The following is a 24046-nucleotide window of genomic DNA, read 5'->3' as shown; positions in this document are numbered from 1 at the left end:
ACTATGTCAGCAGGTGTAGAGGGAGTTGGGGTGGACCTTTTCGCAGAAGCGGACGTGGAGGTGGTTGTCGTGGGCGGGCCACTCGGTGGTGAGGCCTTCGTTGATCAGGGTGGGGTCGTTGAAGAAGATGAGGCGGACGTGGCCGGGGGCGGCGGCGTGGATGGCTTGGATGAGTTGGCGGGTGGCGGCGCGGTCGTAGGTGGTGGACTGCCAGGTGATGCGGCCGGCGGTGCACTGGCCGTTGTCGGTGCGGATGGGCCAGATGTCGATGTCGAGACCGACTTCGTGGCTGCCGTGGCCGGGGATGTCGCCGCCGTGTTCGTAGCCGGCGTCGCCGTACGGGACCTTGCCTTGGTTGGTGGTGGCGAAGGAGCGGGCGGCGTGCTCGAGTTGGGCGACGGCGGCTGAGGTGGCCCAGTTGGCGGCTGTGCCGTTGCCGTCGGGGTCCTGGTCGCAGAGGTTCGCGGTGAAGTCGGGGTAGTCGTAGTGCCAGGCGAGATTGCGCCAGGTGATCGGGCCGACGATGCCGTCCGAGCCGATGCCGGCGTGGGTCTGGAAGGCGGCGACCGCGTCGCGGACCGCCGTACTGAAGACGCCGTCGACGGGGAGGCTGAGGCGGCGCTTGGCGTTCAGCTCGACCTGGAGGGCTTTGACGGCGGCGTTGTTGTCGCCGGACCGGATGGTCGGCGCCAGCGCGGCCCACGTCTGCGGACCGACGATTCCGTCGGCGCCGAGGGCCTTCGCGGTCTGGAATGCCTTGACCGCATCGACTGTCGAGGCGCCGAAGACGCCATCGGCCGGGGCAGCCTGGCCGTTGTGCTGCAGCAGGTACTGAATCGCCAGTACGTCGGCGCCTCGGTTGCCGCTGCTTTGCGTCGGGAAGAAGGCATTCGCGTACGCACTGGCGCTGGTCGGAACAAGGGCGAGTGCCAGCGCAAGCAGTACGACGAGGAGACGTCGCATGAGAGTCCTCCGGGGCGAGAGGGAAAATACTTACGGTCCTCCGCCACGATCCGGCATCTATTGCCTAACGCGCAAGGCCTTACTCGAAAGGACTGGGATCGCCCGCGCCCACGCGGACCACCTCAGGGAAGTCCTCGGAGAGGTCGATCACCGTGGTCGGCTCGGTCCCGGTCTCGCCGTCGACGACGCCGTCGACCTGGTTGTCGAGCTCCTCCTTGATCTCCCAGCCCTGCGTCATCGGCTCCTCGTGGCCGGGCAGCAGCAGCGTGCTCGACAGCATCGGCTCACCGAGCTCCTCGAGCAGCGCCTGCGTGACCACGTGATCGGGGATCCGGACGCCGACCGTCTTCTTCTTCGGGTGAAGCAGCCGCTTCGGCACTTCCTTGGTGGCGGGCAGGATGAAGGTATAGCTGCCCGGCGTCGCCGCCTTGACCGAGCGGAAGACGGCGTTGCTGATGTGCACGAACTGCCCGAGCTGGGCGAAGTTCTGGCACATCAAGGTGAAGTGGTGCTTGTCGTCCAGCTGCCGGATGGACCTGATCCGGTCGATCCCGTCCCGGTTGCCGAGCGCACAGCCGAGGGCGAAACCTGAGTCGGTGGGGTAGGCGATCAGCCCGCCGCCGCGCACCAGGTCGACGACCTGACCGACCGCTCGCTTCTGGGGATTCTCCGGATGCACATCGAAATACCTGGCCACCCGCCGAGCCTACCGCCGTTACTTCGCCAAGCCGACCGCAGTCGCGGTGACGACAAGATTGTCCTCGTAGCCACCGTTGCCGGCGTCGTACGCGCCTGTGCAGGTGATCAGAACCAGCCGATGACCGCCGCTCTGGTCGAACGCGCCGCTCTTCGTCGCGAGCGCGTCCTTCGGCACCGACACCTTCGACGTGATCCGGTACGTCGCGCTTCGACCGGAACCACGCAGTACGACGTACTCGCCGGGCTCGGCCCTGCGGAGACGCGCGAAGAAGCCGAGGCCCTCGGTCCTGGTGTCGACGTGACCGGCCAGGACGATCGAACCGAAGGGATCACCGGCCTCAGCACCACCGTCCCACCAGCCCACGCGTTGCGCACCGGACGGCACCTGCAGCTGATCCCCCACCGTGCCAGCCGGTACGACGGGCGCCTGGGCACCGCCGGGAAGCACCACCTGCGTTGGCACGAACCGGATGCGCTGACTGGGCGCCGGCGTACCGACGCGACCCGGCGAAACCTTGCCCGGTGGCGTAATCGCCGCATCGAACGGGGTGGACGACGACACCGGCGTCGAAGTCGCGCCGTCCACCCCGGCGCCCGGCGCAGCTCCCTCCAGCTGCGCGGCGCACCCCGCCAGACCCACGCAGCAGCACAGGAGCAGTCCGGGCAGCAGCCTCCTCAGCGGCGTGACACCCGTCGGGTCGCGACCTTGCGAGCGGTGACCGCTGTGGCCAGGAGAAGCAGCAGGGCGACGCCTGCCAGCGGTGCGGACTGATCGGGACCGGCGCCGGTGTTGACGACCTTCGGCTTGGGCGATCCGGCCGCCCGGAGTTTGATCGTGCCGAAGGCGACGGTCATCGTTTTCTGGCTCGGTGCGCCGACCGCGAATACCCGGGTCAGATATCCGGCCTTCACCGGCAGATCCAACGGTCCGAGAACAACAGGCGACTTTGCACCGGCAGGAACGATCTCGACACTGTAAGTGGCGGCCGGAACGACTACGTCGAGTGATTCTCCGTTCGCGACATTTGCGAACAGGACCTGACCGTTCACCCGAATGTCGGCCGGCCCGACCGCGGCCGTGTGCGCGACCCGGACTGCGGCCTTGTCCGCCGGTACGGCGGTCAGCTTGTTGTTGTACGACGTGATCACCGGCGCACCGCCCGGTGACGCGGGCTGGTGGATCACCACGTCCAGACTGCCGCCGGACGCGACCGTCACCGCGCGCTCGATGACCACCTTTCCGCCTTGTTTTGCAGTGATCGTGCGTTGACCGGCAGCGACGGCGATCGGGCCGAGCAGCTTGGCGGCCGGCACCTTGGCGGCGACCTGCCGGCCGTCGACACTGATGTCGAGCGTTCGCCCGGGCAGGCCCTGGACGATGTAGATGTTGCCTCCGGCGGCTGCCTCGGCCGGCATCGCGAGCACTGCCGGAGCGGCGACAACCGCTACTGCGAGCAGCAGCGGAATTACCGGACCGCGAATTCTCGAATATACCGATCGAAATGTTTCGATCACGCTGCGCTTATGCATTTTTGCCCCCTGGTGTACAGCTCGGAAAACCCCCGCAATTGCCGAAAACGGCGAATTGCGGCGTATCGTAAGCGGAAACGATCCGGCCCGCCAGAGGCAGTGCGCCCAACCGGATCCGTTTCTTGGGGGCGATGCGTCATGCCACATCGCAAGCGAGTGCTGATGACGGCTGCGCTGATCCTGGCGCTCGGTGGATGTTCCGAGGCGCCGAGCCCGGTGCAACCCAGTCCAGGGGTGGGCGACACCGAGGTCATTCCGCCTCCCGATCAGACCGAATCGCCCGAGACACCGGGGCCGGGCGCGACCACGCCGGGGATCCGGCTGACCGCCGTACCGCGGACCGACGGGTCGTTCGACGTGGTCGAGGACGTGCTGCTGCGGGCGCCGGCCGACGTGGTGCAGTTGCAGGTTCCAACCTCCGGCGAGTTGTTGCCGGGAATGATGACCAGGACGGCGCCACGGGCTTCCGACTTGCAATTACTCGCGGATGATCAGGTCATGCCACTCGACGCCACGACGGTCGAGAACACGCGGGATCTGCCCCTGCCGTTCGCGGCCACCAGGCTCCGGATGACCTATCGCCTGACCGGGACGACCGTCCGCCGGACTCCGCAGCGACCTCAGCGCGCGGTCGCGGCCCTGCGGCCGTTGATCGTCACCGCCCTGGGCACCTTGCCCACCACCATCTCGGTCTCCTCGCCCCTGCTGAACGCGGTCTGTCCGCTGCTTCCCGAGACGCGCTGTGCGGTCGGCGACCCGCCGGCCTTAACGATCAAGCCGGACATTCCGGCCAGCCAGGCACTGGTGGTGATTCAGCTCGATCTGCCCTGATGCCGTTTTGTCCGTGCGGGGCGCTTACTGTGAGTTCATGGCGGACGAACGGATCGCGTTGGGGACCGCGCGAGCGCGGTGGGTGCTGGCGGCGACAGCGCTCGGGTCGGGGATGGCATTCCTCGACGGCACGGTGGTCAACGTCGCGCTGCCTTCGATGGGCGCGGAGTTCGACGCCGACATGGCGGGCCTGCAGTGGATCGTCAACGGCTACATGCTGATGCTGGCGTCGCTGATCCTGCTCAGCGGCTCGCTCGGCGACCGGCTCGGCCGGCGCCGGATGTATGTGATCGGCGTGGCCTGGTTCGCCGTGGCCTCGGTGATCTGCACGGTCGCGCCGACCCTCGAGGTGATGATCGCCGGCCGGGTGTTGCAAGGCATCGGCGGCGCGTTGCTGACACCTGGCAGTCTCGCGATTCTGCAGACGACCTTCGCACCGGGCGACCGGGGCAAGGCGGTCGGGACGTGGTCCGGGCTCACGTCGGTCGCGGCCGCGGTCGGGCCGTTCGTCGGTGGCACCTTGGTGGACAGCGGTTCCTGGCGACTGATCTTCCTGATCAACCTTCCGATCGCCGTCGTCACGATCCTGGTGACGCTGCGGCATGTGCCGGAGACGCGCGACGAGACAATGGCCGGCAAACTCGACCTCGGCGGCGCGGGCCTGGCCACGATCGGCCTCGCCGGTCTGACCTTCGGCTTGATCCAGGCTGGTGAGAGCGGCTTCGGCAACGCCCCGGTCATTGCGAGTCTGGTGATCGGATTGGTTGCCTTCGGCATCTTCGTCGAGGTCGAGCGGCGCAGCTCGCATCCGATGCTGCCACCCGGCATCTTCGCCAACCGCCGCTTCACCGGCGCGAACCTGGTGACCGTCGTCGTCTATGGCGCACTCGGGACGGCGACGTTCCTGGTGGTCGTCTACTTCCAAACAGCTCTCGGGTACGCCGCGGTGTGGGCCGGGGCGTCTTTGCTGCCGATGACCGCGTTGATGTTCACTCTCTCCGGCTATGCCGGCGGGTTGGCCGAGAAGATCGGTGCGCGAATACCCATGACGGTCGGCCCGTTGCTGATGGCCGGCGGGTTCCTGCTGATGCTGCGGATCGCACCGGGTTCGCAATACGTCACGGCCGTGCTGCCGGCGGTCGTCGTACTGGGCCTTGGGCTGGTCGCGACGGTGGCGCCGTTGACGGCGACCGTGTTGTCGTCGGTCGAGGATCATCATGCGGGGATCGCCTCCGGGGTGAACAACGCGATCGCGCGGTCGGCGCAACTGATGGCAGTGGCCGCGATCCCGATGGCGGCGGGAATCACTGGCGAGTCCTATCGGGATCCTGTTGCCTTTAGCAATAGTTTCCACCGGGCATTGCTCATCTCGGCCGTGCTCGCGGTGGCGGGAGCGGTGATCGCGTGGACCACGCTGGGCGACGGGGCAGGGCGCCGTACGGTGCAGATCCATCACCACCGGCACTGCGCGCTGGAGGCGCCGCCGTACACGGACGCCAGGCGCTGACCTCACCACCGGGGCGACATGTCGACAAAACGCCACCTTTTTTGACACGGTCGTGCGATATGGTCGGCGGACAGCGACCTGGGGAGGTACGGGTGAAGGTGTGGTGGCGCGCCGCGTTCGGCGCCGTGGCGATGGGGATTGCGCTGGGCTGCTCGATCACGGTGTCGGAGTCGGTGCACAACCGGTTCGTGCCGGCGGCGGTGTGCGCGGTGATCGCCATCCTGTTGATCCGCCCGTTCCGGCGGCGACAGGAGCTAGGGCTTCGCGACGCGGGGCGCGGACTGCTCAACGGCCTGCTGGTGACGGGCGGCAGCGCTGTCGTCGTGCTCGGCGCCGGCACCCTCGCAGGGTGGATCAACTGGGGCCGGTTCGAACCGCATCGCGTGTTGTGGTTCCTGCTGACCAACGCGCTCATTGCGCTGCTGCTCGAAGCACTGCCGGAGGAGCTCAGCCTGCGCGGTCACAGCTATAGCGCGCTGCGTTCCCGGTACCGCGGTCTGGTGGCTGCGATCGGGACCACGGCGTTGTTCCTGCTCGTGCCGGGAATCGCCTCGGCCGTGCAGCTCGTGCTCGGCACGATCTTCGAGCAGAACACTCAGGAGCTGAGCTTCGCGCCGCCCGGACAGGACGTCGTGTCGTACCTGTTCCTGTTGACGATCTTCGGCTTCACGCTGGTCGCCGCCCGCGCAGCCACCGGTTCGCTGTGGGCCAGTATCGCAACGCACCTGACCTTCCTCACCGTGAACCGGTTGACCTTCGACGGCGCCGAACGGAACGCCGGGTGGTCGGCGAGCCTGGTCAGCCAGGACGTCCTGCTCCTCGTTCCGGCGTACCTGCTGCTCGCCGCCCTGGTCTACTACGTGCAGTCCTTGATCTCCCGGCCCGCGTTGTCCTTGGCCTCGTCGTTGCCCCAGCGCGACAAGTAGTAGGCCGAGACCCACTGGTTCGCCGGGCCGATGTCGAGGTCGGTCTTCAGCCACCAGTGGTTGAAGGATGAGCCGACCCGGACCTCAGGGCCCCACTGCCGGCAGTAGACGTAGTTCGTGCCCTTCTTCAGAGTCCCGGTGCTGGCGCCTGCGCCGGGGCTCGCGTAACCGGGGGCGTCGGCGAAGGTGTCGACCCAGAACTTGTCGTCGCCGGCTCCGCAGTTCGCGCTGGTCTCGAAGTGCTCGCCGTACGACCAGGTCAGCGGGACGGCGTGGCCGTTGAACCACGCCTGCTGGACGACACCGTTCAGCTTCTGCTCGAAATGCAGGTGCGGGCCGCTGCTGTCGCCGGTACTGCCGACAACGCCGAGCTGCGTTCCCTGCGAGACTGCGTTGCCGACGGCAACATCCCGGCGATCCATGTGCAGGTACCGGGTCTGCCAGCCGCCGGGGTGGTCGACCACCACCATCTGGCCGCCGGTCGTCGAGTTCAGCGAGGCACTGACCGTGCCGGCGGCCGACGCCAGCACCGGCGTACCGCGGGTGTTGCCGCCGAGATCGACCATGTCGATCATCCACTGGCTGGCGTGCCCGCTGTGACTCGCGGTGGTCCAGCGCAGGCCGCACGGGATCGGCATCTGAAAGGCCGGCGCGGCCATCGCCGTTGTCGGGACAGCGGCCAGGCCGGCGGCGACCAGAAGTGCCAGCAACGCCAAGCGAATGAGCTTCATGAAAATCAGCGTAGGTACGCGGTCGCGGTAGCGCAGTCCTTTCGACGGTGGCCGAAGGTCAGCGCTGCGCGCGGTAGCCGCGCGGACCTCGACCGGCAGATGCTCGATCGCGTAGCGCAGCATGGTCCGCGGCATCGCCGGCGCGTGCTCGTCGAGGAAGACCCGGAGCTCCTCCTCCGACACTCGCTTGCCGGCCTCGCGCAGCATCCAGCCGGCCGCTTTGTGGATCAGGTCCTCGCGGTCGCCGAAGACCTCGGGCGCGAGGTGATAGATGTCCTCGCTCTCACCGCGCCTGATGAACCAATGCGTCGCGACCAACGCGATCCGGCGCTCCCACAGCGACTCCGAGCGGACCAGTGTCGTCAGGACGTCCCGCGGCTTGTCGAGCAGCTGACCGCCGACGATCTCCGACGCGCTGCAGTCGACCAGGTCCCAGTTGTTGATGTACGCCGTACTGCGCAGGTAGAGGTCGTAGATCTCTTGTCGTTCGTTGCCTTTGCCGGCTCGGTCGGCGAGCAGACAGAGAACGGCCAGCCGGTGCTCGTGGATCGGACTGGTCAGAGCCCGCTCGAGATCTTCGAGCGGGAGGGCCGCTTTGAGGTATGGCTTGAGCAGTCCGCGAATAGTGGAGAGCTTCACGCCGGCCATCTGGTCGCCGTACCCGTAGCCGCCGGGCTCGAGCTTGAAATAGCGCTCGAGGACCTCGGCCACCTCGGGATCGGCGGCCGCGTCGATCTCGGCGAGCAGCGTCGCGGTAGTCAGGGCTGCGACTGTCATAGCACCAAGCCGCCGGTGGCGCGCAGGTTCTGACCGGTGATCCAGCGGCTGTCCGGACCGGCCAGGAAACCGACGACGTCGGCGATATCGGCCGGCTCGCCGATCCGGGCCAAGGCGGTCATACCGATCACCGCCTGCTGAGCCTCGGGCGGATTGTTGTCGTGGAACATCTCGGTGGCGGTCGCACCCGGCGAGACCGAGTTGACGGTGATTCCGCGGGCGCCGTACTCGCGGGCGGCAACCTTCACGAACTGCTCCAGCCCGGCCTTGCTGGCGGCGTACAGGGCGACGGTCGGCCCCGGCAACGCGGTGTTGAGAGTGGAGATCGCGATGATCCGGCCGCCGTCGGGCAGCACCTGGGCCGCGCGCTGGATCGCGAAGAACGGACCACGCAGGTTCGTCGCGAACAACTCGTCGTACGCCGCCTCGGTGACGTCGGCGATCGGGATGACGGTGGCCAGCGCCGCGTTGCAGACGAAGATGTCCAAACTGCCGGTCGGCTCCGCGGCCTGCTCGAACAGCTTCGGCACCGCCGACACGTCAGCCTGGTCGGACTGCACCGCCACCGCTCGGCCGCCGGCCGCCTTGCCGTCGAGCACGCCCATGTTCGTCCTTCCGCCGAAGTTTTTCTTGTCTACCATCCACCGCGGACAGTCGGCGTCTTCGTTATCCGGCTTGACTGCTGGTAGCGCTTACAACAGGGAGGTCACGCTCAAGGGTTATCCCTCGGGCAGGCGTTGTGACTGTCCGGCGTCGGGGCATACGGTTGCCCCAGGGAGTTCACCCCGCCAGGACGGACCGGCGGTACAGGACTACCCGGGGGAGAAACCGGCGTGACAAGCCAGTCTGAGCCGCGGGACGGCGACATGATCAGGACGACGTTCGACGCGGTCACCGAGGAGCTGGAGCCGGGAGTCCTGCTCGTGCGCCTGTCCGGTGAGATCGACATCGCCACCACCGACTTCGCCTCCGAAGCCATCCGGGCCGCCGTCGCGCCACCGGCCCGGCTGGTGCTGATCGACGTCTCGGCCGTCACCTTCTGCAGCTCCGCCGGCCTCGGGAACCTGGTCGAGGCCCGCACCCTGGCCGGCCGGCACAACATCACGTTGGCCCTGATCGGCGTCGGCCGCCCGGTCGACCGGCCGCTCACTGTCACCGGTCTGGGCGGTCAGTTCCGCATCTTCGCTTCGGCCGCGGAGGCACTCGCGGCGCTCTGACTTCGGCGTCCGGCGTACCGCATTCACGGTCTCGACCGTTGAGTGCGGTAGCGTCCGGTATCCCCGAAGAAGGAATGGCATGGGTGACTTAGCCAAGATCGTGGTCGTCGTACCGACCTACAACGAGCGGGAGAACCTGCCCGTCCTGGCCGGACTGCTGGCCGACCTGAACCTGCCCGGGCTCGAGATGCTCGTCGTCGACGACAACTCCCCCGACGGCACCGGTGACGTCGCCGACGAGCTGGCGAAGGAATCGCCGGACAAGGTCGGCGTCCTGCACCGCACCGCCAAGGACGGCCTCGGCCGCGCGTACATCGCCGGGATCACCCGCGCGCTGGACGAGGGCGCCGACATCGTCATCCAGATGGATGCGGACCTTTCGCACCCCGCCTCGGTGATCCCGCAGATGGTGGAGACCCTGCGGACCACCGACGCCGGCCTCGTGATCGGCTCCCGGTACGTCGAGGGCGGCTCCGCGGCGGCCGAGTGGGGCTGGCACCGCCGGGCGCTGTCGGCCTTCGCGAACTTCTACGTGAACGCGCTCCTGCGCCTGCACGTGAAGGACGCCACCGCCGGCTTCAAGGCCTGGAAGGCCGACACGCTGCGCTGGATCGACGTCAGCACGATCGAGAGCAACGGCTACTCGTTCCAGGTCGAGATGAACTACCGCACGGTCAAGCGCGGTCTGCGGATCGCCGAGGTGCCGATCCACTTCGAGGAGCGCACCGAGGGTGTCTCCAAGATGAGCCTGAAGGTGCAGCTCGAGTCCGCGCTGATGCCCTGGAAGCTGCTCTTCAGCCGCTCCTGAGCTGGTTTTGACCGCCGTACGACGTCTCCGTCGTACGGCGGCTCTGGCCTACCCGTAACCGAGTTCGTGCAGCCGCGCGTCGTCGATTCCGAAGTGGTGCGCGATCTCGTGCACGACGGTGATGTTCACCTCGTCCACGACGTCCTCGACGGTGTCGCAGATCCGCAGCGTCGGATTGCGGTAGATCGTGATCCGGTCCGGCAGTACGCCGCCGTAGTAGTGACCGCGCTCGGTCAACGGAATGCCCTCGTAGATCCCCAGCAACTCCGGATCGCCGGCCGGCGGGTCGTCCTCGACGAAGATCGCCACGTTGTCGATCAGCGCCGCCAGCTCGCCCGGCACCTCGTCCAGTGCCTCGGCCACCAGCACCTCGAAGTCCGCCCGGGTCATCTCGATCACACTGCCAGCGTACGGACTACAACCAGCCCTGCCTGGACGCCTGCACGCCGAGCTGGAACCTGGTCTGCGCGCCGAGCGCCTCCTGCAGCCGCCCGATCCGGCGCGCGATCGTCCGCTCGCTGACTCCGAACTCCCGCGCGATCGACTCGTCGGTCAGGCCGGCGCTGAGATAGGTCAGCAGCCGCTTGGTCTCCAGGCTCGGTCCGGCCTCGACGTCGTTCAGCTCGGTGCTGTTGGTGATCGGTACGGCGATCCGCCAGAGCGCGTCGAAGATTCCCTCGAGACCTCGCAGCAGCGGCGACTCGTGGACCACTATCGCAACGAACTCCGGGCCCGGTGACGCCTGCTGGGAGCGGGCGGCGACCAGTCCCCAGCGTTGGTCGACCAGCGTCAGGTTCAGCGGTACGCGCGGAAACACCCGGGCCTGCTCACCCGCGTCGATGCATTCCTGGGCCATGTGGAGCGCGGCCTCATTCTGCAGAACATGGGCGTCGTAGATGACGTCGTACCGGACGCCGCGCTCAAGCGCTTCGAACAGGCCGCCCACGATCTGGATCCCGCGCGGGACCACGACGGTACCCATCGTCATCGCCCGCACGTGCTGCTGCGCGTCGCTCTGTACCGAGTCGATCACGATCTGCACGGCGTCGTACGTCGGAAGCAGCTCCAGGTGGTCCTGCTTGCCGGCCGCCGCTCGCCACAGGTCTGTGAGGGTGTCAGCGCTCTCCCTGATGAGAGCGGCCTGCTTCGTGTGCTGCTCGGCGAGTGCTTCCACGGCGAGCCGAGGTGGGCGGACGACCAGACGGCCGTCGTCCGAACGCTCGACGAGGCCCAGGCCGACCAGTTCGTCGACGTACTGGTCCTCCGGGCGCTCTGCAGGCTGCTGCAGCAGGTCGAGGTAGAGCTGCTGCAGCCTCCGGCGAGAGGTCTAGTGCGCGGAGCGCGTCCATGCCTCTGTGTACCACCGGCGACAGGTTCCCGCCACGCCGGTTTCCGACAGCCGAACACCTCGTGGACGGTACGTCGCGAGTCGTTTACTGAAGCCGCCCCGACATTGCCCGCACTCCAGGAGCCCCGATGAGAAACCGCCTGATCTGGCCGGTGATCGCCGTACTCGGCGTCACGTTCGGCCTCGTCGTACCGACGTCCGCGACAGCCGCCGGCCCAACGCTGTCACCGGACGTCCAGCAGATCGCCGACGCGCTGCCCGCGCTGCGGGAACGCGCCGAAGCGGTCAAGACGAGCCTCGGCCTCGAGGACAACCCGATCGAGGAAGCGGTCCTGAACGCGATCGACCCCACGCAGTACCAGTGCTCGGCCGCGACCCCGCCGGTCGTGGCCGCGATCATGCCCGACGTGACCAGCTGGACCTTCGAGCAGCGGCTGGCCGTCGTCCACGTGCTGCTGTTCGACATGGCGCTGCTGGACGCGGCGTACTTCCCTCAGGACGGTCCGTACACGTTCGGCTCGCACGGCCAGTACACCCATGTGGTGAACGGCACCTTCGCCGGCCTGCGCAAGTTCTGGGACATTCCGTCCGGCGACATCCAGCTCGTCCCCGCCCACGGCCGCGCCATGCTCGACCCCGAGGTCAACTACCGCGTCTTCACCGTCCTCTACGGCCTCGGCGCCGCCCCGTCCCGCGTCTCGGCCGACCTGGTCGCCCGTGAGCTCAACAGCCCCGCCCTCGGCTACGGCGACCTCCCCCTCTTCACCTTCAACGCCTTCGCCACCCCCGGCGGCGAACAGATCCCCGGCCTCGGCACCTCGCCCCGCCGGATCGCCTTCGGCGACGGCGTCATGGAAGGCTTCGCCAAGGTCGGCCTCGCCGACGTCGCCCCGCAAGCCATCCTCGCCCACGAGTACGGCCACCAGGTCCAGTACGCCGACTCCCTCATGCGCACCGACCTCCCCGCCCCCGAAGCCTCCCGCTGGGCCGAACTGATGGCCGACTCCTTCAGTGCGTACTTCCTCACACACGTCCGCGGCGCCAACATGCACTGGCGCCGGGTCCAGCACTTCGGCGAGATGTTCTACCAACTAGGCGACTGCGGCTTCACCGGCGCCTCCCACCACGGCACCCCCAACCAACGCATGCACGCCGCCCTCTGGGCCAACCAGGTCGCTCTTGACGCTCGAGCCCGCGGCCACATCCTTCCGGCCCTGAGCTTCTACGACCTCTTCGCCGCGAACTATCCCCACCTGATCGCGCCTGACGCAGGGGCCTGATTCGTGCGGCCGAGGCGCCGTACCGAAACCGATTTTGGCGCCTCGGCCAACGTCCTCTATGCTTACGGCTGTCCCTGGAGCTTCGGCTCCCGCGGTCCCAGTCCCCATCGTCTAGTGGCCTAGGACGCTGCCCTTTCAAGGCGGTAACGCGGGTTCGAATCCCGTTGGGGATACGGTCGAAAGACCAGTGTCAGAACCACCTCGGAGATGCTGTAAGATCATCGAGAAACCTGGCCCAGTAGCGCAGTTGGTTAGCGTGCCGCCCTGTCACGGCGGAGGTCGCGGGTTCGAGTCCCGTCTGGGTCGCCAGGAGAAGGCGGCGGTGAGAGATCACCGCCGCCGAATTTTCTCCCCGGTCAGGTAGCTCAGCTGGTAGAGCGTCCGCCTGAAAAGCGGAAGGTCGGCGGTTCGAGACCGCCCCTGACCACCTTCACCCTCTCCGGTTGCCGGTGAGGGTTTTTTCTTTCCCTGCGTGCTACGCAGCCGCTCCTTCGTCGCTACGCTCCTCACCCGCGTCAGCTACGCGCGCACCCGCCCGCCCGTGGCGGTGCGTGCTGTCGCGCGCTCCTTCCCCTGCCGCACGCCGGCGATTACCTGCAGCGTGCAGTCACATCGTGTGGACCTCCGCTTCTTCCGGCGAGGGTTCTTTGGGCGCTGATTCTCCCCGCCTGCCACCCAGCTGCCGATCCTGCAACGGTGGTGCTGCCGCGCCCTCGCACGCTTATTGCATGTCCCAACAGCGAGTGGCCGGCCACTCCATCAGCGGAACCGCCGCCAGCGCCGGGCCAGCGGCGATGACACGGCTCCCGACCAGAAGACCTGTGGATGGGCTTGGGGCGCGGGGGGCTGCTCGGAGTATTCTGACGACATGACTGCTCAGCCGATGCAGAGCTCGCCAGAGGACCCCAGCGAGATCCTTCGCCTCCTCCCGGCGAAGTGGCATGAGCAGTTCCTCAGCGAGTACCACGGCGCTCTGGATGCGGCCCACGAGGTGTGGCGCTTTCAGCAGCTGCGAGACGTGCTGCACCTCTGGCACCTCCGAGCGGTCGCCTACTCCGCCCCGGGCTTCGATCATGCGCTGCAAGCGACGCGCGAGAATCGAGCCGACGAGTTCGTGCCGGCCGAGCAAGCGATACCAGGCTGGCCCGATCGGCTGTGAGCTACCGCGTGGAGTTTCACGCATCCGCACTGGCCCAGCTTCAAGGACTGCCATCCGAGGCGTTCGACGCCTTGGTCGAACGCGTCACGAAGCTCGTCAGCGCTCCGTGGGAAACCCAAACTCTCGATCAGGATGAGCCGAGCTTTCGGCAATGCACCTTCGGTGACCTCGGGCTGCTGTCCTTCCACGTCGACGACGATCGCGAGCAGATCCGGATCTTCGACGTGACCTGGGTCGGCTGACCTGTGACTCATCTGCCGCTGGTCCTGGCGGATGCGCCCCGCGGCCGATCTTCCGGAGGCCGTAGGGTGCGGCGTCCCGCAAGCCTGGCTAACCAACGACGCATTCTGAATACTTCACAAGGCGGCCGTTCTGGCAGACGCCACTCGAAGATGCCAACGGCAACCAAGACCCTGCCTGGTGTTGCGACAGTTCGTACGCGCTCCTCGGACGTGCCGAGTTCGTTCTCAGGCAGGAGAGGTACCGCAACCAGTACCGCAACGACAGTTGGTGGCGATGGAGTTGGCAGGTCTGAGAGGCTGCGGGGGTGACGAAGTACGCGATGCCGGCCGAAGCGGCGCGGGGTTTGATTGCGGCGTTGCAGGGGCGCGGGGTGGCGGTGTGTGTCGGCGGGGGTTGGGCTGTCGATGCGCTGGTGGGGAAGCAGACCCGGGAACATTCGGATCTCGACATCTGGGTTGACGCGGTCGAGTTCGAAGGGCTTGTCGCGGCCTTTGCCGACGAAGGAGTGGATCGGCTTTACCCTTGGCCTGGGGATCGGCCGTGGAACTTCGTGGTGCATGACGGCGGCAGCCGTCGGGTGGACCTTCATTTGTACGAGTCGTTGGGCGACGGGCGACTCCACGACGGGAGCGTGGGTACGCCGGTCTTGTTTTCGCGCGAGGATCTCTCGGGTGTGGGAGCGATCGCCGGTGTCTCGGTTCGATGCGAACATCCTGCGTTCGCCTTGCGGAATCACACCGGCTACGAGCTGCGCGAGAAGGACCGCCACGATGTCGCTGTGCTCTGCGAGCGCTTCGGACTCCAGGCGCCGGAGGACTACTAGGGTGGCACTCAGCCGAGCGTTCGCCGCAATAGCTCCATGCCTCGACGCAGACTCCACCAAAAGTCTCGACGAGTTCTACCGCAATGACTCCACAGATATGGGCTGCTGCGCAACCGACGGCACTGCGAGTAGCTTTCCGCACATGACTCTGGAGATCGCCCCTGAGCGGCAGGTGAAGGATTTCGCGTGCCCGGATTGTGGTGAGCCGATCCATCGCGTAACGGGTTTCGTTCGTCGAGATGGTGGCGCTCATGCCGCGTACTTCGCATCCTGCTATCACCACGGTGGGCACGAGGCATGGATTGATGTGATCTTCAGTCCGACCTGGGCTGATGGCGTCGACGACAGAGAGACCTTCGGATGTCGTGTCGGCCCGATCGAAGGTGAGCCCGACCCTGCGGCTTCGTTGGTGACGGGCGCCTCGGTCTTCAGTGATTCAGCGGCCTTCGGTCGGAAGCTGACCAGAGAGCAAGCCCTCAGCCATCCTCAGCTGAGCGAGTTCTGGGCCGTTGTCGATCATGTCCTGACCCACGATCCGCTCGTCCGGGATCACGTCTACGGCTCGGACGCCATTCTCAGCACTGACTAGCCCGAGATTGCTGTCGGCAAGCACATCGCCGTACCGGTGGTGCCGTGAGCGGATCTGTGCTGAATCTTGGCGGTTCGTTGACGTGGCGTTGACGTGCGGTGTGGAAGCGTGACGGTGTGCTGGTTCTGCTGGTTGAAGATGATCCTGCTATTGCGGGGGCCTTGGCTGAGGGGCTGCCTCGGTATGGGTTTGAGGTTCGGCATGTAACGACGGGGGCGGAGGCGCTGGCGTCGCATCCGGCTGCGGGGGTGGTTCTGCTTGATTTGGGGCTGCCTGATGCGGACGGGATCGACATCTGCCGGCGGATCCGGGCGGTCAGTGATGTTCCGTTGATCATCATCACGGCGCGGTCCGACGAGATCGAGCGGGTTGTGGGGCTTGAGATCGGGGCGGATGACTATGTGTCGAAGCCGTTCGGGTTGCGGGAGCTGGTGGCGCGGATCCGGGCGGTTACGCGGCGTACGGCGGTGCGGGACCAGGTGGTTGCGGCAGCGCCTGTGGATGCTCAGCAGTTCGGGGTTATGACGCTGGATCGGGCGGCTCGGCGGGTGTTCGTGTCGGGGACGGAGGTTTCGTTGACGCCGCGGGAGTTCGATCTGCTTGCGTTGCTGGCGTCTCGGCCGGGGGCCGTTCATACCCGGGAGCAGTTGATCGAAGAGGTCTGGGACAGCAACTGGTTCGGGTCGACGCGGACGCTGGACGTCCATGTCGGGTCGCTGCGGAAGAAGCTTGCCGGGGCGATCGACGTACAGACGGTTCGCGGGGTCGGTTTTCGGCTCGAGCAGGATGGCGGATGAAGCTCCGGCTGGTTGCGAGCTACGTGATTTTGGTGGCTATCGCGCTGGCGCTGTTCACTGCTCCAGTCGCGGCGAGTTCGGCGTCGATCCTGCGGTCCACGCTTGAGCAGACGGCTGAGCGGGAGGCCAGGTTGTTCGCGCCGCTGGTCGTCCGGACGGATCCGGCCGCCCGGCAGGCGATCGTGGACCGGACCCGTGACTTCGAGAGCGCGACCGGTTCCCAGGTCCGGCTGATCTCTGCCGGGACGGCCGGGGTGAACGACGCCCAGGTCGCTGAGGCGTTGTCCGGTGGTGATCCGGCTGCACGCTGGAGTGACGAGTCGGTGAGCGTCGTACTGTCGGTCAAGTCGGGCGGCCGCACCGTCGCCGCCGTACAGATCGTGTCGCCGGCCGCCGGCGTCAACGCGCAGATCGCGCAGATCTGGCGGTTCCGGCTGCTCGTCGGTGCTGCGGTACTCCTCGCGGCGTCCGCGATCGCCGTACTGATTGCGAGCACAATCGCCCGGCCGCTCAAACGGCTCGATGCGGTAGCGCGCCGGATCGGCGACGGCGACTATTCGGCCCGCGCCGAGACCAAGGGCGCGCCCGAGATCGCGACGCTGGCGCGGACGCTCAACAACAGCGCTCGGCAGACGGAGGCGCTGCTGGGCTCACAACGGGCGTTCGTCGCGGACGCCTCCCATCAACTCCGTACGCCGCTCGCGGCCATGCGACTGACCCTCGACAACATCCGGGACACCAGCGACGATCCGCAGCTGAGTGAACGGATCGCAACCGTGGACGCCGAGATCCACCGGATGAGCCGAATGGTCGAGGGGCTGCTTACCCTGGCCCGCGCGGAGTCCACCGCGACCGCGGCGCAATGTGTCGACCTCGCGGAGGTGGTCGATGCGCGGAGTTCGACCTGGTCCGCGGCGATGGATGACGCCGGTGTCACTCTGCACGTCGACATCGAACGGCCCTGCAGGATCACTGCGACCCCGGGCGCGATGGAGCAGGTTCTCGACAACATCCTCAGCAACGCGCTCACCGCGGCACCGGCCGGCAGCACCGTCGTACTGCGGGCCCGCCGCAACGGCCCGACCGTCGATCTCGTCATTCGCGATCAGGGAGCCGGGATGACCGACGAGCAACGTGGTCGCGCCTTCGACCGATTCTGGCGGGCCGGTCCGCCCGGCACCGGGACCGGTCTGGGGCTTGCGATCGTCCGGCAGTTGGTCGAACACGACGCGGGGTCGGTCGAACTGCGGCCGGCCGAGGGCGGCGGACTCGACGTACGGATCAGGTTGGGTGCCTGGCAACCGCCTGCCAAACACTGACGGGATCCTGGCGTACGCCGTACCTTTTCCTGGCCGGTCGTTGCATCGCGCAACGGAAGGCTGGAGGCATCGAGAACGCCACCAGCCAAGGAGAATTTCAGTGAGGAATTCCACCGCCCGCCGCATTCAGCTTGCAACGATCACAGGGGTTGCCCTACTCGGCCTGACGGCCTGCGCCAGCACGGTCGCCCAGGGCGCGGCCAGGCCTTCGTCGCAGGAGATCGCGTCGCTGTTCGATCAATGGAACACGGCGCTGAAGGGCGATCCTCAGGGAGTCGCTGATCTGTACGCCGAGGACGGGGTACTGCTGCCGACGCTGAGTCCTGTTGTCCGTACGAATCGCGACGAGATCAAGGAGTATTTCACCGAGGACTTCCTGCCTAAGAAGCCGACCGGGACGATTACCGAGTCCCACGTTCGGATCATCGACGAGGACTCCGCTAGCCATAGCGGGAACTACACGTTCACGGTGACCGACAAGAACGGTGCGCGGACCAAGGTGCCCGCCCGCTTCACGTACGTGTACGAGAAGATCGGCGGCGAGTGGCTGATCACCGAACATCACTCGTCGATTGCCCCGGCTGGGTAGAACCGGAACCGCACGCCTCCTCGTGCGTTTGTGGTCTGCCTTGCCGAGGCCAGCACCAGGTGTCAGCGCACTCGGCTCTGCCCGCCGTAGGCCTCGCCCGTATTCTGAGCCGGCGCTAGAGCTGGCTCAGAATTCACTTGTAGCTCAACAGCACGCGGGCATCACCACTCGAACGTTGCCTTCAACAACCATCCTGGTGTGCTCAATCCCGTTCCATGTCGCTGCCGGATGACGCTTCGCATCCACCGTCGTCGTAGCCGCCCTCGTCGTACCCGTCGCTGCCCTGCGACTCCATCGATTCCGCCACCCGCGCGTCATCGGCTGCGGCGGCCGCTTCATAGCCATCCGCGCCCTCCGGCTCGGGTTCAGGTTCTGGCTCGGTCTCCGGATCGGGCTCGGGCTCGGATTCGGCCTCGGGCTCAGTCCCAGCTTCCGCATCCAGCTCGGTTTCCGGCTCGGTCTCGGTGTCCGGATCAGGCTCCGTCTCGGGCTCCGGCTCAGGCTCGGGCTCGGATTCGGTTTCCTGCTCGGTATCCGGCTCAGGCTCGGTCTCCGAGTCCGGCTCCGTTTCCGGCCCGGTCTCCAGCTCAGGCTCGCTCTCCGACTCCGCAGCCGCTTCCGGCTCGGACTCGGACTCGGGTTCAGGCTCGGGCTCGGGCTCGGGCTCGAGCTCCGGCTCAGGCTCGGGCTCCGTTGCAGGCTCGGTCCGGGGCTCTGTGTCGGGCGCGGGCTCGGGTGCCTGCGGGGCGCGAGGCTCGGGCTGGGTTTCTGGGGTGGGGTTGGTCTGCAACTCGGGAGTAGGCGCGGGGGCGTACGTGGTTTCGAGGGCGGTTAGTTGGTCTTCCAGGTGGGTCAGGGCTCGGGTGGCGGCTTCGGTGCCGGCTGTTGTTTGGGCGGAGGGTGAGATGGTGCGGTCGGCTGTGAGGGCGACCAAGGGGGCGAACTCGTCGCGGACGCCGTCGATCAGCTGGTCGCGGACGGCGGGGCGGTCGGCGGGTGGGACGCGGTTGCCTAGACGGGCGTCGATGAGCATGTCGGCGGCGGCGTTCCAGCGTTGGGCGCGGGTCGTGGCGATCAGGTCCTTGGCAACTTCGTTGCTGGATTTGCCGGTGTGCGCGCCGATGCCGCGGGTGAGTTCGCCGACGGCGGCCATGTAGGCGGGATAGGAGTTTCCGGTGCGCTGACTCAGGATCGCAGGGACGTTCTGCGCCAGGCCCACGTCGACCGTGACGTCGTCGAGATTCCGGTGCGTCCAGAACTCGGCGAGCCCCTCCTCCATCGCCCGGCCCGCGTTGTCGCGGGCTGGATGACTGCCTGGCGCCGTCGGATCACCCGCGTGCGACGCGAGGTGCACGGCCTCATGCGTCACGGTGGCCGCGGCGTCACGGATGTTGTAGGCCTTGGCGTCCGTGAACGCCTTCCCCGACTTGTACGCCGCCCGGATCGGCTCGAGCACCTTCTTCGGGCTCACGGTCATCGATCCGTCCGGGTGCGCCGTACCGAGGTATCGCGGATTGGGCTCCTCGTAGACGCGACCGTTCCACCGCGTCGACGAGCCGGTACGCCGTTCGACCGCACCGATCACCGATGCGACCCACTGGTACTCCTGTGATGACTGAGGGAGCTCGGCACCGAACGGTCCCGACACGTCAGCCCTCCTGAGCCTGCTCGCGAAGCTCCAGGATCAAGCGCGCTACGGAGGAGTTCATCCGCAGGATGGTGCCTGATTCGCGCGGCGGTGCGGCTTCGGCGAGGTTCGCGATCTTGGTGGCGACCTCCTCGGCGAACGCGATGCGCTCGTCGGTCGTCCCTTCCGCACTCATAGCGGATCCGACCAAATGCACCGCTTCTTCGTACTGCTCGCTCTGCCCGACCGCGGGCCCCCAGATCAGTTCAGGCAGCCTCGCGACTCGAGCCATCGCTCGCATGCGGGAGAAGTCGTCCGGGATCTGCGCGGCCAACGCCGTCAACCGCTCAACCTCGGCAGCGACTGTCGTCTCGTCGGCGTCGTGCAGACGGTCCGACAAGAGCAAGACCTCGGCGTTCAGAGCCTCGTAATCCATCCGCCAAGTCTAGTCAGGCGGAAGGAGCAGCCGCGGACCTCTTCCACAGCCCTGTACGTCGGCTGGCCGGGCGCGGACAAGCCCGCGTTCGCCAACCAGGGCTACAGGGGGATGAATGCTGACGAGTCGCAGGCGCAAGACCGGCCTGATTGTCGGCTGATTCTGGTGGCCGTGGCGGCGGTCTTGGCCGGCCTCAAGTTTTCCGGCGTACCGGTCGGGGTGCCGAAGAACTATTCCGCCAATGTGTATCGCAGCAACGGATCGGCGGTCAGACGTTCGAGGTTCGCGGCACGACCACCTTCGGCGGGAGCACGCCGGCGCAGGCTCCGATCGGATCGGTAGGCATCAACTGCAAGATCGTCAAGGTGGCGTAAGTCAGTAATTGTCGGCGGGGATCGCTAGCGTCATCTCATGCGATTCTCAGTGACGTTCGGAGCCGTGGGACCGGGGCGGGATCCACGCGGGCTGGCTGAGCTTGCGCGGATGGCCGAGGACTGCGGCTGGGACGGCGTCTTCCTCGAGGACTATTTGGCCTACCAGGGCGACACGTCAGAGCCGACGTACGATCCGTGGATCTGCCTGGCTGCAATGGCTTCCGCGACCTCACGGATCAAACTCGGTACGACGGTGACGCCAGTCCCCCGGCGTCGTCCGTGGAAACTCGCGGCCGAGGCGGTCGCACTGGATCACCTGTCCAACGGCCGACTCATCCTCGGCGTCGGAATCGGCGACCCCGGCGACCCGTTCCTGGCCGGCGTCGGCGAAACCACCGATCCGCGGGTGCTCGCCGAGATGCTCGACGAATCCCTCGAAGTCATCACCGCACTGTGGACCGGCCAGCCCGTTCACCATGCCGGCAAGCACTACCAACTAGCCGGCGCCCAACTCACCGCACGGCCCGTCCAGCAACCGCGCATCCCGATCTGGGTCGGCGGCAACCTCCTCGTGCCCGCAGTCCGCCGACGCATCCTTCGCTGGGACGGCTGCACGGCGTACAAGGGACCTACGACCGCGCCCCAGAAGATCACTCCGGACGACGTCAGGTCTTTGGTTGCCGAGCGCAATGAACCGCTCGATGTCAAAGTCCGCATCGGCGACGGCGACCCCACGGCGTACGCCGAAGCCGGCGCGACGTGGTGCGGTCGCTGGATAGCGCCGGGCCCCCGTGGCGATGCCGAAGCGGTTCTCCGCCAGGGCCCGCCACAGCTCAACGAAACCGTACGGAGGCCGTCATGATGACCAAGGACCAGTACCTCGCCCGCGCCGAGGCTCAAGACGACTGGGCCCCCGGCTGGCTCGCGATCGACGCGGCATTCGAGGGCCTTTATCCGGGGGTCACGCCACGGCATCTCGCCTCAGCCATGCCCGCACGCGCGATTTTCGGCGGCGAGGAGTACCTCGACGGCTGCAGTCTCTATCCCAGCCCGAACGGTTATCAGCACCTCCTGACGTACGGAATGTCCAACCTGTACGTCGATGCCGAGGCGTTCGGCGGGGACTTCAGCGGTTGGGGCTACGAGATGACCATGAAGGTCAGAGCCAGCGACCCCGACGAATGCAACTGGGCTCTCAACTCTCTGCGCAACCTCGCGCGGTACACCTACACGTCCAAACGGTGGTTCGAGCCGTTCCAGTTCATCAGCGGCCGTGGGCAGCCGCTACGGATCGACAGCGACACACTCTTGACGAGCTACGTGGTGGCGCTCGACACCGAAGTCGGTGGTATCGATACGGTCCACGGTCGAGTCGAGTTCGTCCAATTGGTTGGCATTACTCAAGCCGAGCTGGACTGGATCGCCGGCGACGGCGATGGTGCCTCCGAGCGAGCCAAGGACCTGCTGCAACGCATCGCCGATGATGGAAACCCCCTTCTCGTCACCGATCTCTCTCGCGCTCGCAGCTACGTCTGAGCGTCAGGGGCGGAGCGGGCCGAAGAGGAGGCGACTGAGGAGAGCCATCAGGATCAGTGCGATCAGGCCGGTCAGTGCGACGATCGAGATGATGCAGGCGACGTTGCGGGCCAGCGCTAGCTTGGGTGTGCTGTGGGTGAAGTTGTCGGTCAGTACGGCGAGGGTGGCGAGCATCAGGAAGCCGATCAGGGCAACGATCAGCAGCAGGACGTGATGCCCGCCGAGGGTGCCGGTTGCGGTGAACTTCGACGTGTTGTCCAGCCATGCGCCGACCGTGTACATCCAGATCGCTGTAGCCAGATCACTGACCATCAGGAACCAGTAGATGGTGGTCGGGCGGGACGCAACCTGCTTCAGGGCAACGGATTTCGGCGGATCGGTGGGGCGCACCAGTACGGGTTTCCGGGTTGTGCTCAAGGTGCTCAGTCTGCGGACGGCCATCGTGCTACTCCTTCGCCCGGAGCGATGTCCGCCTCTGATCGCGGACATCCTTCTGACGACAGTGAGCCTCAACCCCCAGCTCGGTGGCCAATCCCGATGTCGTGACGACATCAACCGGCCTGATGCACCGCCGCAAGCTCCGCGACCAACGGCTCCCCGGCACCACGTGTGCTGGTGAACCAGGGGTGATCGGGCCGGCCCTCGACGTACTGTGCGATCTCGCTGCGCGTCGGCCCACCAAGGAAGACGGGCTCATCAGCAGGTGATTCACTCAGTACGTCGGCCAGTCGCGCCAGGCGGCGGTTCCGCGCCTTGGGCTGCCTGGACAGGCGAATCTCGACCATCGCGCGCCGCCACTCGCTCAGTACGAACTGCGCCCGGCGCCGCCGTACCAGCTCGTCGTCGCTGTCGGTGGAGGCCGGCGGCATCTCATGGTCGGGGTCGAAGACATCAGCGCGGACATCGTCGATCGACGCACCGCGCAACGGAAGGTCTTGAGTGAAGACCGGAGTCTCGCCCGACCTCAACCTGAGCCGGACCGCCTCGTGTGCCTTGCCCGAGCGCTTGTCGATGAGTCGCACCATCAGCTGATCGGCGATGGCCGCGGGCACCCGCGGATTGAAGGCAGACACGAACACGCGCACCGTCGAGCTACCCGGAGACTCGACCATCCGGACCTCGCGGGCCTGCAAACTCATATCTACGATACGAGCGCGCAGCTGCCGAGGATCGACCGAACTCCCCCGCGTCGCACTATCCGGCCGATCCGCCGCGAAGTGCTCAGTGCGCAAGGGCATCCCACCGACAGGTACGACGAGCTTCAGCCGACTCCACGCTTCAGCGACGGCGTCGAAACACTCGTCGGGACCGTCAACCACCTGGCTCGCCAGGCTCGCGTATCCACTCGTCACGCGTGACAGACCGGAGTACAAAGCACGAGGCAGCGACGACGCCGAGTTCGCCAGTCCGGTCAGATAGCTGCTCAGATCGCCCGCCGACCGCCGGGCCAGCATCAACGCTTGCCCGTTGCGGTGCTCTCGCGCCGACGTCGATCTCAGGGTCCGCGCAGCCCGTGCTCGGACGACCGCACGCTCGGCGTCCAGCAACGCCTGATCCAGCGGAACCTGCAGCCAACGATCCAACGCGTCGATCACCGCCAGCCTCCGCCAGGGCCCCGATCGGGCAGTCTCGACAGGCACATCGGCGTACAGGTTGTCGCGGCCTGACGAGACCAGCTCGGCTCGGAGCTGCTCCAACTGCAGGACAGATTCATGTCCTACAACGGCTTCCAGGAGGTTCTTCTCGGCATCGTCCCGATCGAGAACCGTGACAGCACGCCATCGATGGGGGTCGGCCAGATCGATCTCGACACTGACGCCGGCGCCGAGCTGCGTCGTACCGGTCAGGTCTGCCGGCTGATTGTCGGCAAGGCGAACCTCGGGCACACGGTCCCGGTTCCCTGGCACGGTCAGGACGGCGATCATCGAAGTTCCTCC

General features: G+C 66.9%; 27 protein-coding genes and 3 tRNA genes. 18 read left to right on the top strand and 12 right to left on the bottom strand.

The annotated features are described in order from the left end of the window. Nucleotides 1-6: 6 nt before the first annotated feature. From ABZS29_RS28700 to ABZS29_RS28685, 4 genes are all read right to left on the bottom strand, one after another. A complete protein-coding gene (locus tag ABZS29_RS28700; RefSeq protein ID WP_355466380.1) occupies nucleotides 7-963 on the bottom strand; it encodes a penicillin-insensitive murein endopeptidase in 957 nt (318 codons plus the stop codon). A 79-nt stretch (nucleotides 964-1042) separates the two neighbouring features. After that, on the bottom strand, nucleotides 1043-1660 hold the full coding sequence (locus ABZS29_RS28695; protein WP_355466378.1) for an L-threonylcarbamoyladenylate synthase: 618 nt from the start codon (nucleotides 1658-1660) through the stop codon (nucleotides 1043-1045). Between the two features lie 18 nt (nucleotides 1661-1678). Further along, nucleotides 1679-2302: a class F sortase gene (locus tag ABZS29_RS28690; protein WP_355466377.1), complete on the bottom strand. Its 624-nt coding sequence runs from the start codon at nucleotides 2300-2302 to the stop codon at nucleotides 1679-1681. Nucleotides 2303-2337: 35 nt separating this feature from the next. Then, a complete protein-coding gene (locus ABZS29_RS28685; RefSeq protein WP_355466375.1) occupies nucleotides 2338-3177 on the bottom strand; it encodes a DUF4397 domain-containing protein in 840 nt (279 codons plus the stop codon). A 177-nt stretch (nucleotides 3178-3354) separates the two neighbouring features. Here ABZS29_RS28685 and ABZS29_RS28680 point away from each other — a divergent pair, with 177 nt between their 5' ends. From ABZS29_RS28680 to ABZS29_RS28670, 3 genes are all read left to right on the top strand, one after another. Further along, nucleotides 3355-4023, top strand: coding sequence for a hypothetical protein (locus ABZS29_RS28680; RefSeq protein WP_355466374.1), 669 nt, complete (start codon nucleotides 3355-3357; stop codon nucleotides 4021-4023). Nucleotides 4024-4060: 37 nt separating this feature from the next. Then, a complete protein-coding gene (locus ABZS29_RS28675; RefSeq protein ID WP_355466372.1) occupies nucleotides 4061-5530 on the top strand; it encodes an MFS transporter in 1470 nt (489 codons plus the stop codon). Between the two features lie 92 nt (nucleotides 5531-5622). After that, nucleotides 5623-6456 (top strand): CPBP family glutamic-type intramembrane protease, encoded by an 834-nt coding sequence (locus ABZS29_RS28670; protein WP_355466370.1) that lies wholly within the window; start codon nucleotides 5623-5625, stop codon nucleotides 6454-6456. Here the strand turns inward: ABZS29_RS28670 and ABZS29_RS28665 are convergent. Both ABZS29_RS28665 and ABZS29_RS28660 read right to left on the bottom strand, forming a co-directional pair. Then, the gene (locus tag ABZS29_RS28665) at nucleotides 6387-7964 is read right to left on the bottom strand and encodes a DNA alkylation repair protein (RefSeq protein ID WP_355466368.1); all 1578 of its coding nucleotides are present in this window, start codon (nucleotides 7962-7964) and stop codon (nucleotides 6387-6389) included. The genes ABZS29_RS28670 and ABZS29_RS28665 overlap by 70 nt on opposite strands. After that, nucleotides 7961-8569 carry an SDR family oxidoreductase gene (locus ABZS29_RS28660; protein ID WP_355466366.1) on the bottom strand — a complete coding sequence of 203 codons (609 nt, stop codon included), beginning with the start codon at nucleotides 8567-8569 and terminating at the stop codon, nucleotides 7961-7963. Before ABZS29_RS28660 ends, ABZS29_RS28665 begins: the two co-directional genes overlap by 4 nt. A 228-nt stretch (nucleotides 8570-8797) precedes the next feature. Here ABZS29_RS28660 and ABZS29_RS28655 point away from each other — a divergent pair, with 228 nt between their 5' ends. Together ABZS29_RS28655 and ABZS29_RS28650 are read left to right on the top strand one after the other, a co-directional pair. Further along, entirely contained in the window at nucleotides 8798-9181 is a 384-nt protein-coding gene (locus ABZS29_RS28655) for an STAS domain-containing protein (RefSeq protein WP_355466364.1), read from the top strand. A gap of 79 nt (nucleotides 9182-9260) precedes the next feature. Continuing rightward, entirely contained in the window at nucleotides 9261-9989 is a 729-nt protein-coding gene (locus tag ABZS29_RS28650) for a polyprenol monophosphomannose synthase (RefSeq protein ID WP_355466362.1), read from the top strand. A gap of 48 nt (nucleotides 9990-10037) precedes the next feature. Here ABZS29_RS28650 and ABZS29_RS28645 read toward each other — a convergent pair whose 3' ends face one another. Beyond that, complete coding sequence (locus tag ABZS29_RS28645; protein WP_355466360.1) at nucleotides 10038-10388, bottom strand: metallopeptidase family protein; 351 nt, start codon at nucleotides 10386-10388, stop codon at nucleotides 10038-10040. Between the two features lie 16 nt (nucleotides 10389-10404). Beyond that, on the bottom strand, nucleotides 10405-11163 hold the full coding sequence (locus ABZS29_RS28640) for a LuxR C-terminal-related transcriptional regulator (protein WP_355466358.1): 759 nt from the start codon (nucleotides 11161-11163) through the stop codon (nucleotides 10405-10407). Between the two features lie 302 nt (nucleotides 11164-11465). Here ABZS29_RS28640 and ABZS29_RS28635 point away from each other — a divergent pair, with 302 nt between their 5' ends. The 11 genes from ABZS29_RS28635 to ABZS29_RS28585 all read left to right on the top strand — a co-directional run bounded on the left by ABZS29_RS28635 (nucleotide 11466) and on the right by ABZS29_RS28585 (nucleotide 18136). Beyond that, entirely contained in the window at nucleotides 11466-12617 is a 1152-nt protein-coding gene (locus ABZS29_RS28635; RefSeq protein WP_355466357.1) for a hypothetical protein, read from the top strand. A gap of 100 nt (nucleotides 12618-12717) precedes the next feature. Next, nucleotides 12718-12790 (top strand) — tRNA-Glu (locus ABZS29_RS28630). 59 nt (nucleotides 12791-12849) lie between these two features. Continuing rightward, nucleotides 12850-12926: transfer RNA gene (locus tag ABZS29_RS28625), tRNA-Asp, on the top strand. Between the two features lie 45 nt (nucleotides 12927-12971). Further along, nucleotides 12972-13044 (top strand) — tRNA-Phe (locus ABZS29_RS28620). A gap of 441 nt (nucleotides 13045-13485) precedes the next feature. Beyond that, on the top strand, nucleotides 13486-13776 hold the full coding sequence (locus ABZS29_RS28615; RefSeq protein ID WP_355466355.1) for a DUF6247 family protein: 291 nt from the start codon (nucleotides 13486-13488) through the stop codon (nucleotides 13774-13776). Nucleotides 13777-13784: 8 nt separating this feature from the next. After that, nucleotides 13785-14018: a hypothetical protein gene (locus tag ABZS29_RS28610; RefSeq protein ID WP_355466353.1), complete on the top strand. Its 234-nt coding sequence runs from the start codon at nucleotides 13785-13787 to the stop codon at nucleotides 14016-14018. Between the two features lie 305 nt (nucleotides 14019-14323). Continuing rightward, on the top strand, nucleotides 14324-14842 hold the full coding sequence (locus ABZS29_RS28605) for a hypothetical protein (protein ID WP_355466351.1): 519 nt from the start codon (nucleotides 14324-14326) through the stop codon (nucleotides 14840-14842). A gap of 142 nt (nucleotides 14843-14984) precedes the next feature. Then, nucleotides 14985-15431, top strand: coding sequence for a hypothetical protein (locus ABZS29_RS28600; protein ID WP_355466349.1), 447 nt, complete (start codon nucleotides 14985-14987; stop codon nucleotides 15429-15431). 98 nt (nucleotides 15432-15529) lie between these two features. Continuing rightward, entirely contained in the window at nucleotides 15530-16228 is a 699-nt protein-coding gene (locus ABZS29_RS28595; RefSeq protein WP_355466347.1) for a response regulator transcription factor, read from the top strand. Beyond that, on the top strand, nucleotides 16225-17547 hold the full coding sequence (locus tag ABZS29_RS28590) for a HAMP domain-containing sensor histidine kinase (protein WP_355466345.1): 1323 nt from the start codon (nucleotides 16225-16227) through the stop codon (nucleotides 17545-17547). Before ABZS29_RS28595 ends, ABZS29_RS28590 begins: the two co-directional genes overlap by 4 nt. A gap of 100 nt (nucleotides 17548-17647) precedes the next feature. Then, complete coding sequence (locus tag ABZS29_RS28585) at nucleotides 17648-18136, top strand: SgcJ/EcaC family oxidoreductase (RefSeq protein ID WP_355466343.1); 489 nt, start codon at nucleotides 17648-17650, stop codon at nucleotides 18134-18136. 202 nt (nucleotides 18137-18338) lie between these two features. On the opposite strand, the gene ABZS29_RS28580 is transcribed toward ABZS29_RS28585, so the two are convergent. Next, nucleotides 18339-19784 (bottom strand): hypothetical protein, encoded by a 1446-nt coding sequence (locus ABZS29_RS28580; RefSeq protein ID WP_355466341.1) that lies wholly within the window; start codon nucleotides 19782-19784, stop codon nucleotides 18339-18341. A 1-nt stretch (nucleotide 19785) separates the two neighbouring features. Beyond that, entirely contained in the window at nucleotides 19786-20199 is a 414-nt protein-coding gene (locus ABZS29_RS28575; RefSeq protein WP_355466340.1) for a hypothetical protein, read from the bottom strand. 411 nt (nucleotides 20200-20610) lie between these two features. On the opposite strand from ABZS29_RS28575, the gene ABZS29_RS28570 reads away from it, so the two are divergent. Next, nucleotides 20611-21435 carry an LLM class flavin-dependent oxidoreductase gene (locus ABZS29_RS28570; protein WP_355466338.1) on the top strand — a complete coding sequence of 275 codons (825 nt, stop codon included), beginning with the start codon at nucleotides 20611-20613 and terminating at the stop codon, nucleotides 21433-21435. Next, on the top strand, nucleotides 21432-22109 hold the full coding sequence (locus tag ABZS29_RS28565; protein ID WP_355466337.1) for a suppressor of fused domain protein: 678 nt from the start codon (nucleotides 21432-21434) through the stop codon (nucleotides 22107-22109). The genes ABZS29_RS28570 and ABZS29_RS28565 overlap by 4 nt, the downstream gene beginning before the upstream one ends. A gap of 3 nt (nucleotides 22110-22112) precedes the next feature. On the opposite strand, the gene ABZS29_RS28560 is transcribed toward ABZS29_RS28565, so the two are convergent. Together ABZS29_RS28560 and ABZS29_RS28555 are read right to left on the bottom strand one after the other, a co-directional pair. Further along, the gene (locus tag ABZS29_RS28560) at nucleotides 22113-22526 is read right to left on the bottom strand and encodes a hypothetical protein (protein ID WP_355466336.1); all 414 of its coding nucleotides are present in this window, start codon (nucleotides 22524-22526) and stop codon (nucleotides 22113-22115) included. Between the two features lie 134 nt (nucleotides 22527-22660). Continuing rightward, nucleotides 22661-24034, bottom strand: a complete 1374-nt coding sequence (locus ABZS29_RS28555; RefSeq protein WP_355466334.1) for a hypothetical protein — start codon at nucleotides 24032-24034, stop codon at nucleotides 22661-22663. Nucleotides 24035-24046 lie beyond the last annotated feature (12 nt).

Source organism: Kribbella sp. NPDC005582 (genome assembly GCF_040605415.1).
In the GTDB taxonomy this organism is placed as follows: domain Bacteria; phylum Actinomycetota; class Actinomycetes; order Propionibacteriales; family Kribbellaceae; genus Kribbella.
The sequence above is the reverse complement of the archived record's forward strand: the minus strand, read 5'-3'. Positions and strand labels throughout refer to the sequence as shown.

What these genes read in the sequence shown, in the direction of transcription:
- ABZS29_RS28700 (WP_355466380.1), bottom strand. Translation starts at nt 963, where the DNA reads ATGCGACGTCTCCTCGTCGTACTGCTTGCGCTGGCACTCGCCCTTGTT.
- ABZS29_RS28680 (WP_355466374.1), top strand. Translation starts at nt 3,355, where the DNA reads ATGACGGCTGCGCTGATCCTGGCGCTCGGTGGATGTTCCGAGGCGCCG.
- ABZS29_RS28675 (WP_355466372.1), top strand. Translation starts at nt 4,061, where the DNA reads ATGGCGGACGAACGGATCGCGTTGGGGACCGCGCGAGCGCGGTGGGTG.
- ABZS29_RS28665 (WP_355466368.1), bottom strand. Translation starts at nt 7,964, where the DNA reads ATGACAGTCGCAGCCCTGACTACCGCGACGCTGCTCGCCGAGATCGAC.
- ABZS29_RS28660 (WP_355466366.1), bottom strand. Translation starts at nt 8,569, where the DNA reads ATGGGCGTGCTCGACGGCAAGGCGGCCGGCGGCCGAGCGGTGGCGGTG.
- ABZS29_RS28650 (WP_355466362.1), top strand. Translation starts at nt 9,261, where the DNA reads ATGGGTGACTTAGCCAAGATCGTGGTCGTCGTACCGACCTACAACGAG.
- ABZS29_RS28635 (WP_355466357.1), top strand. Translation starts at nt 11,466, where the DNA reads ATGAGAAACCGCCTGATCTGGCCGGTGATCGCCGTACTCGGCGTCACG.
- ABZS29_RS28615 (WP_355466355.1), top strand. Translation starts at nt 13,486, where the DNA reads ATGACTGCTCAGCCGATGCAGAGCTCGCCAGAGGACCCCAGCGAGATC.
- ABZS29_RS28600 (WP_355466349.1), top strand. Translation starts at nt 14,985, where the DNA reads ATGACTCTGGAGATCGCCCCTGAGCGGCAGGTGAAGGATTTCGCGTGC.
- ABZS29_RS28590 (WP_355466345.1), top strand. Translation starts at nt 16,225, where the DNA reads ATGAAGCTCCGGCTGGTTGCGAGCTACGTGATTTTGGTGGCTATCGCG.
- ABZS29_RS28575 (WP_355466340.1), bottom strand. Translation starts at nt 20,199, where the DNA reads ATGGATTACGAGGCTCTGAACGCCGAGGTCTTGCTCTTGTCGGACCGT.
- ABZS29_RS28570 (WP_355466338.1), top strand. Translation starts at nt 20,611, where the DNA reads ATGCGATTCTCAGTGACGTTCGGAGCCGTGGGACCGGGGCGGGATCCA.
- ABZS29_RS28565 (WP_355466337.1), top strand. Translation starts at nt 21,432, where the DNA reads ATGATGACCAAGGACCAGTACCTCGCCCGCGCCGAGGCTCAAGACGAC.
- ABZS29_RS28555 (WP_355466334.1), bottom strand. Translation starts at nt 24,034, where the DNA reads ATGATCGCCGTCCTGACCGTGCCAGGGAACCGGGACCGTGTGCCCGAG.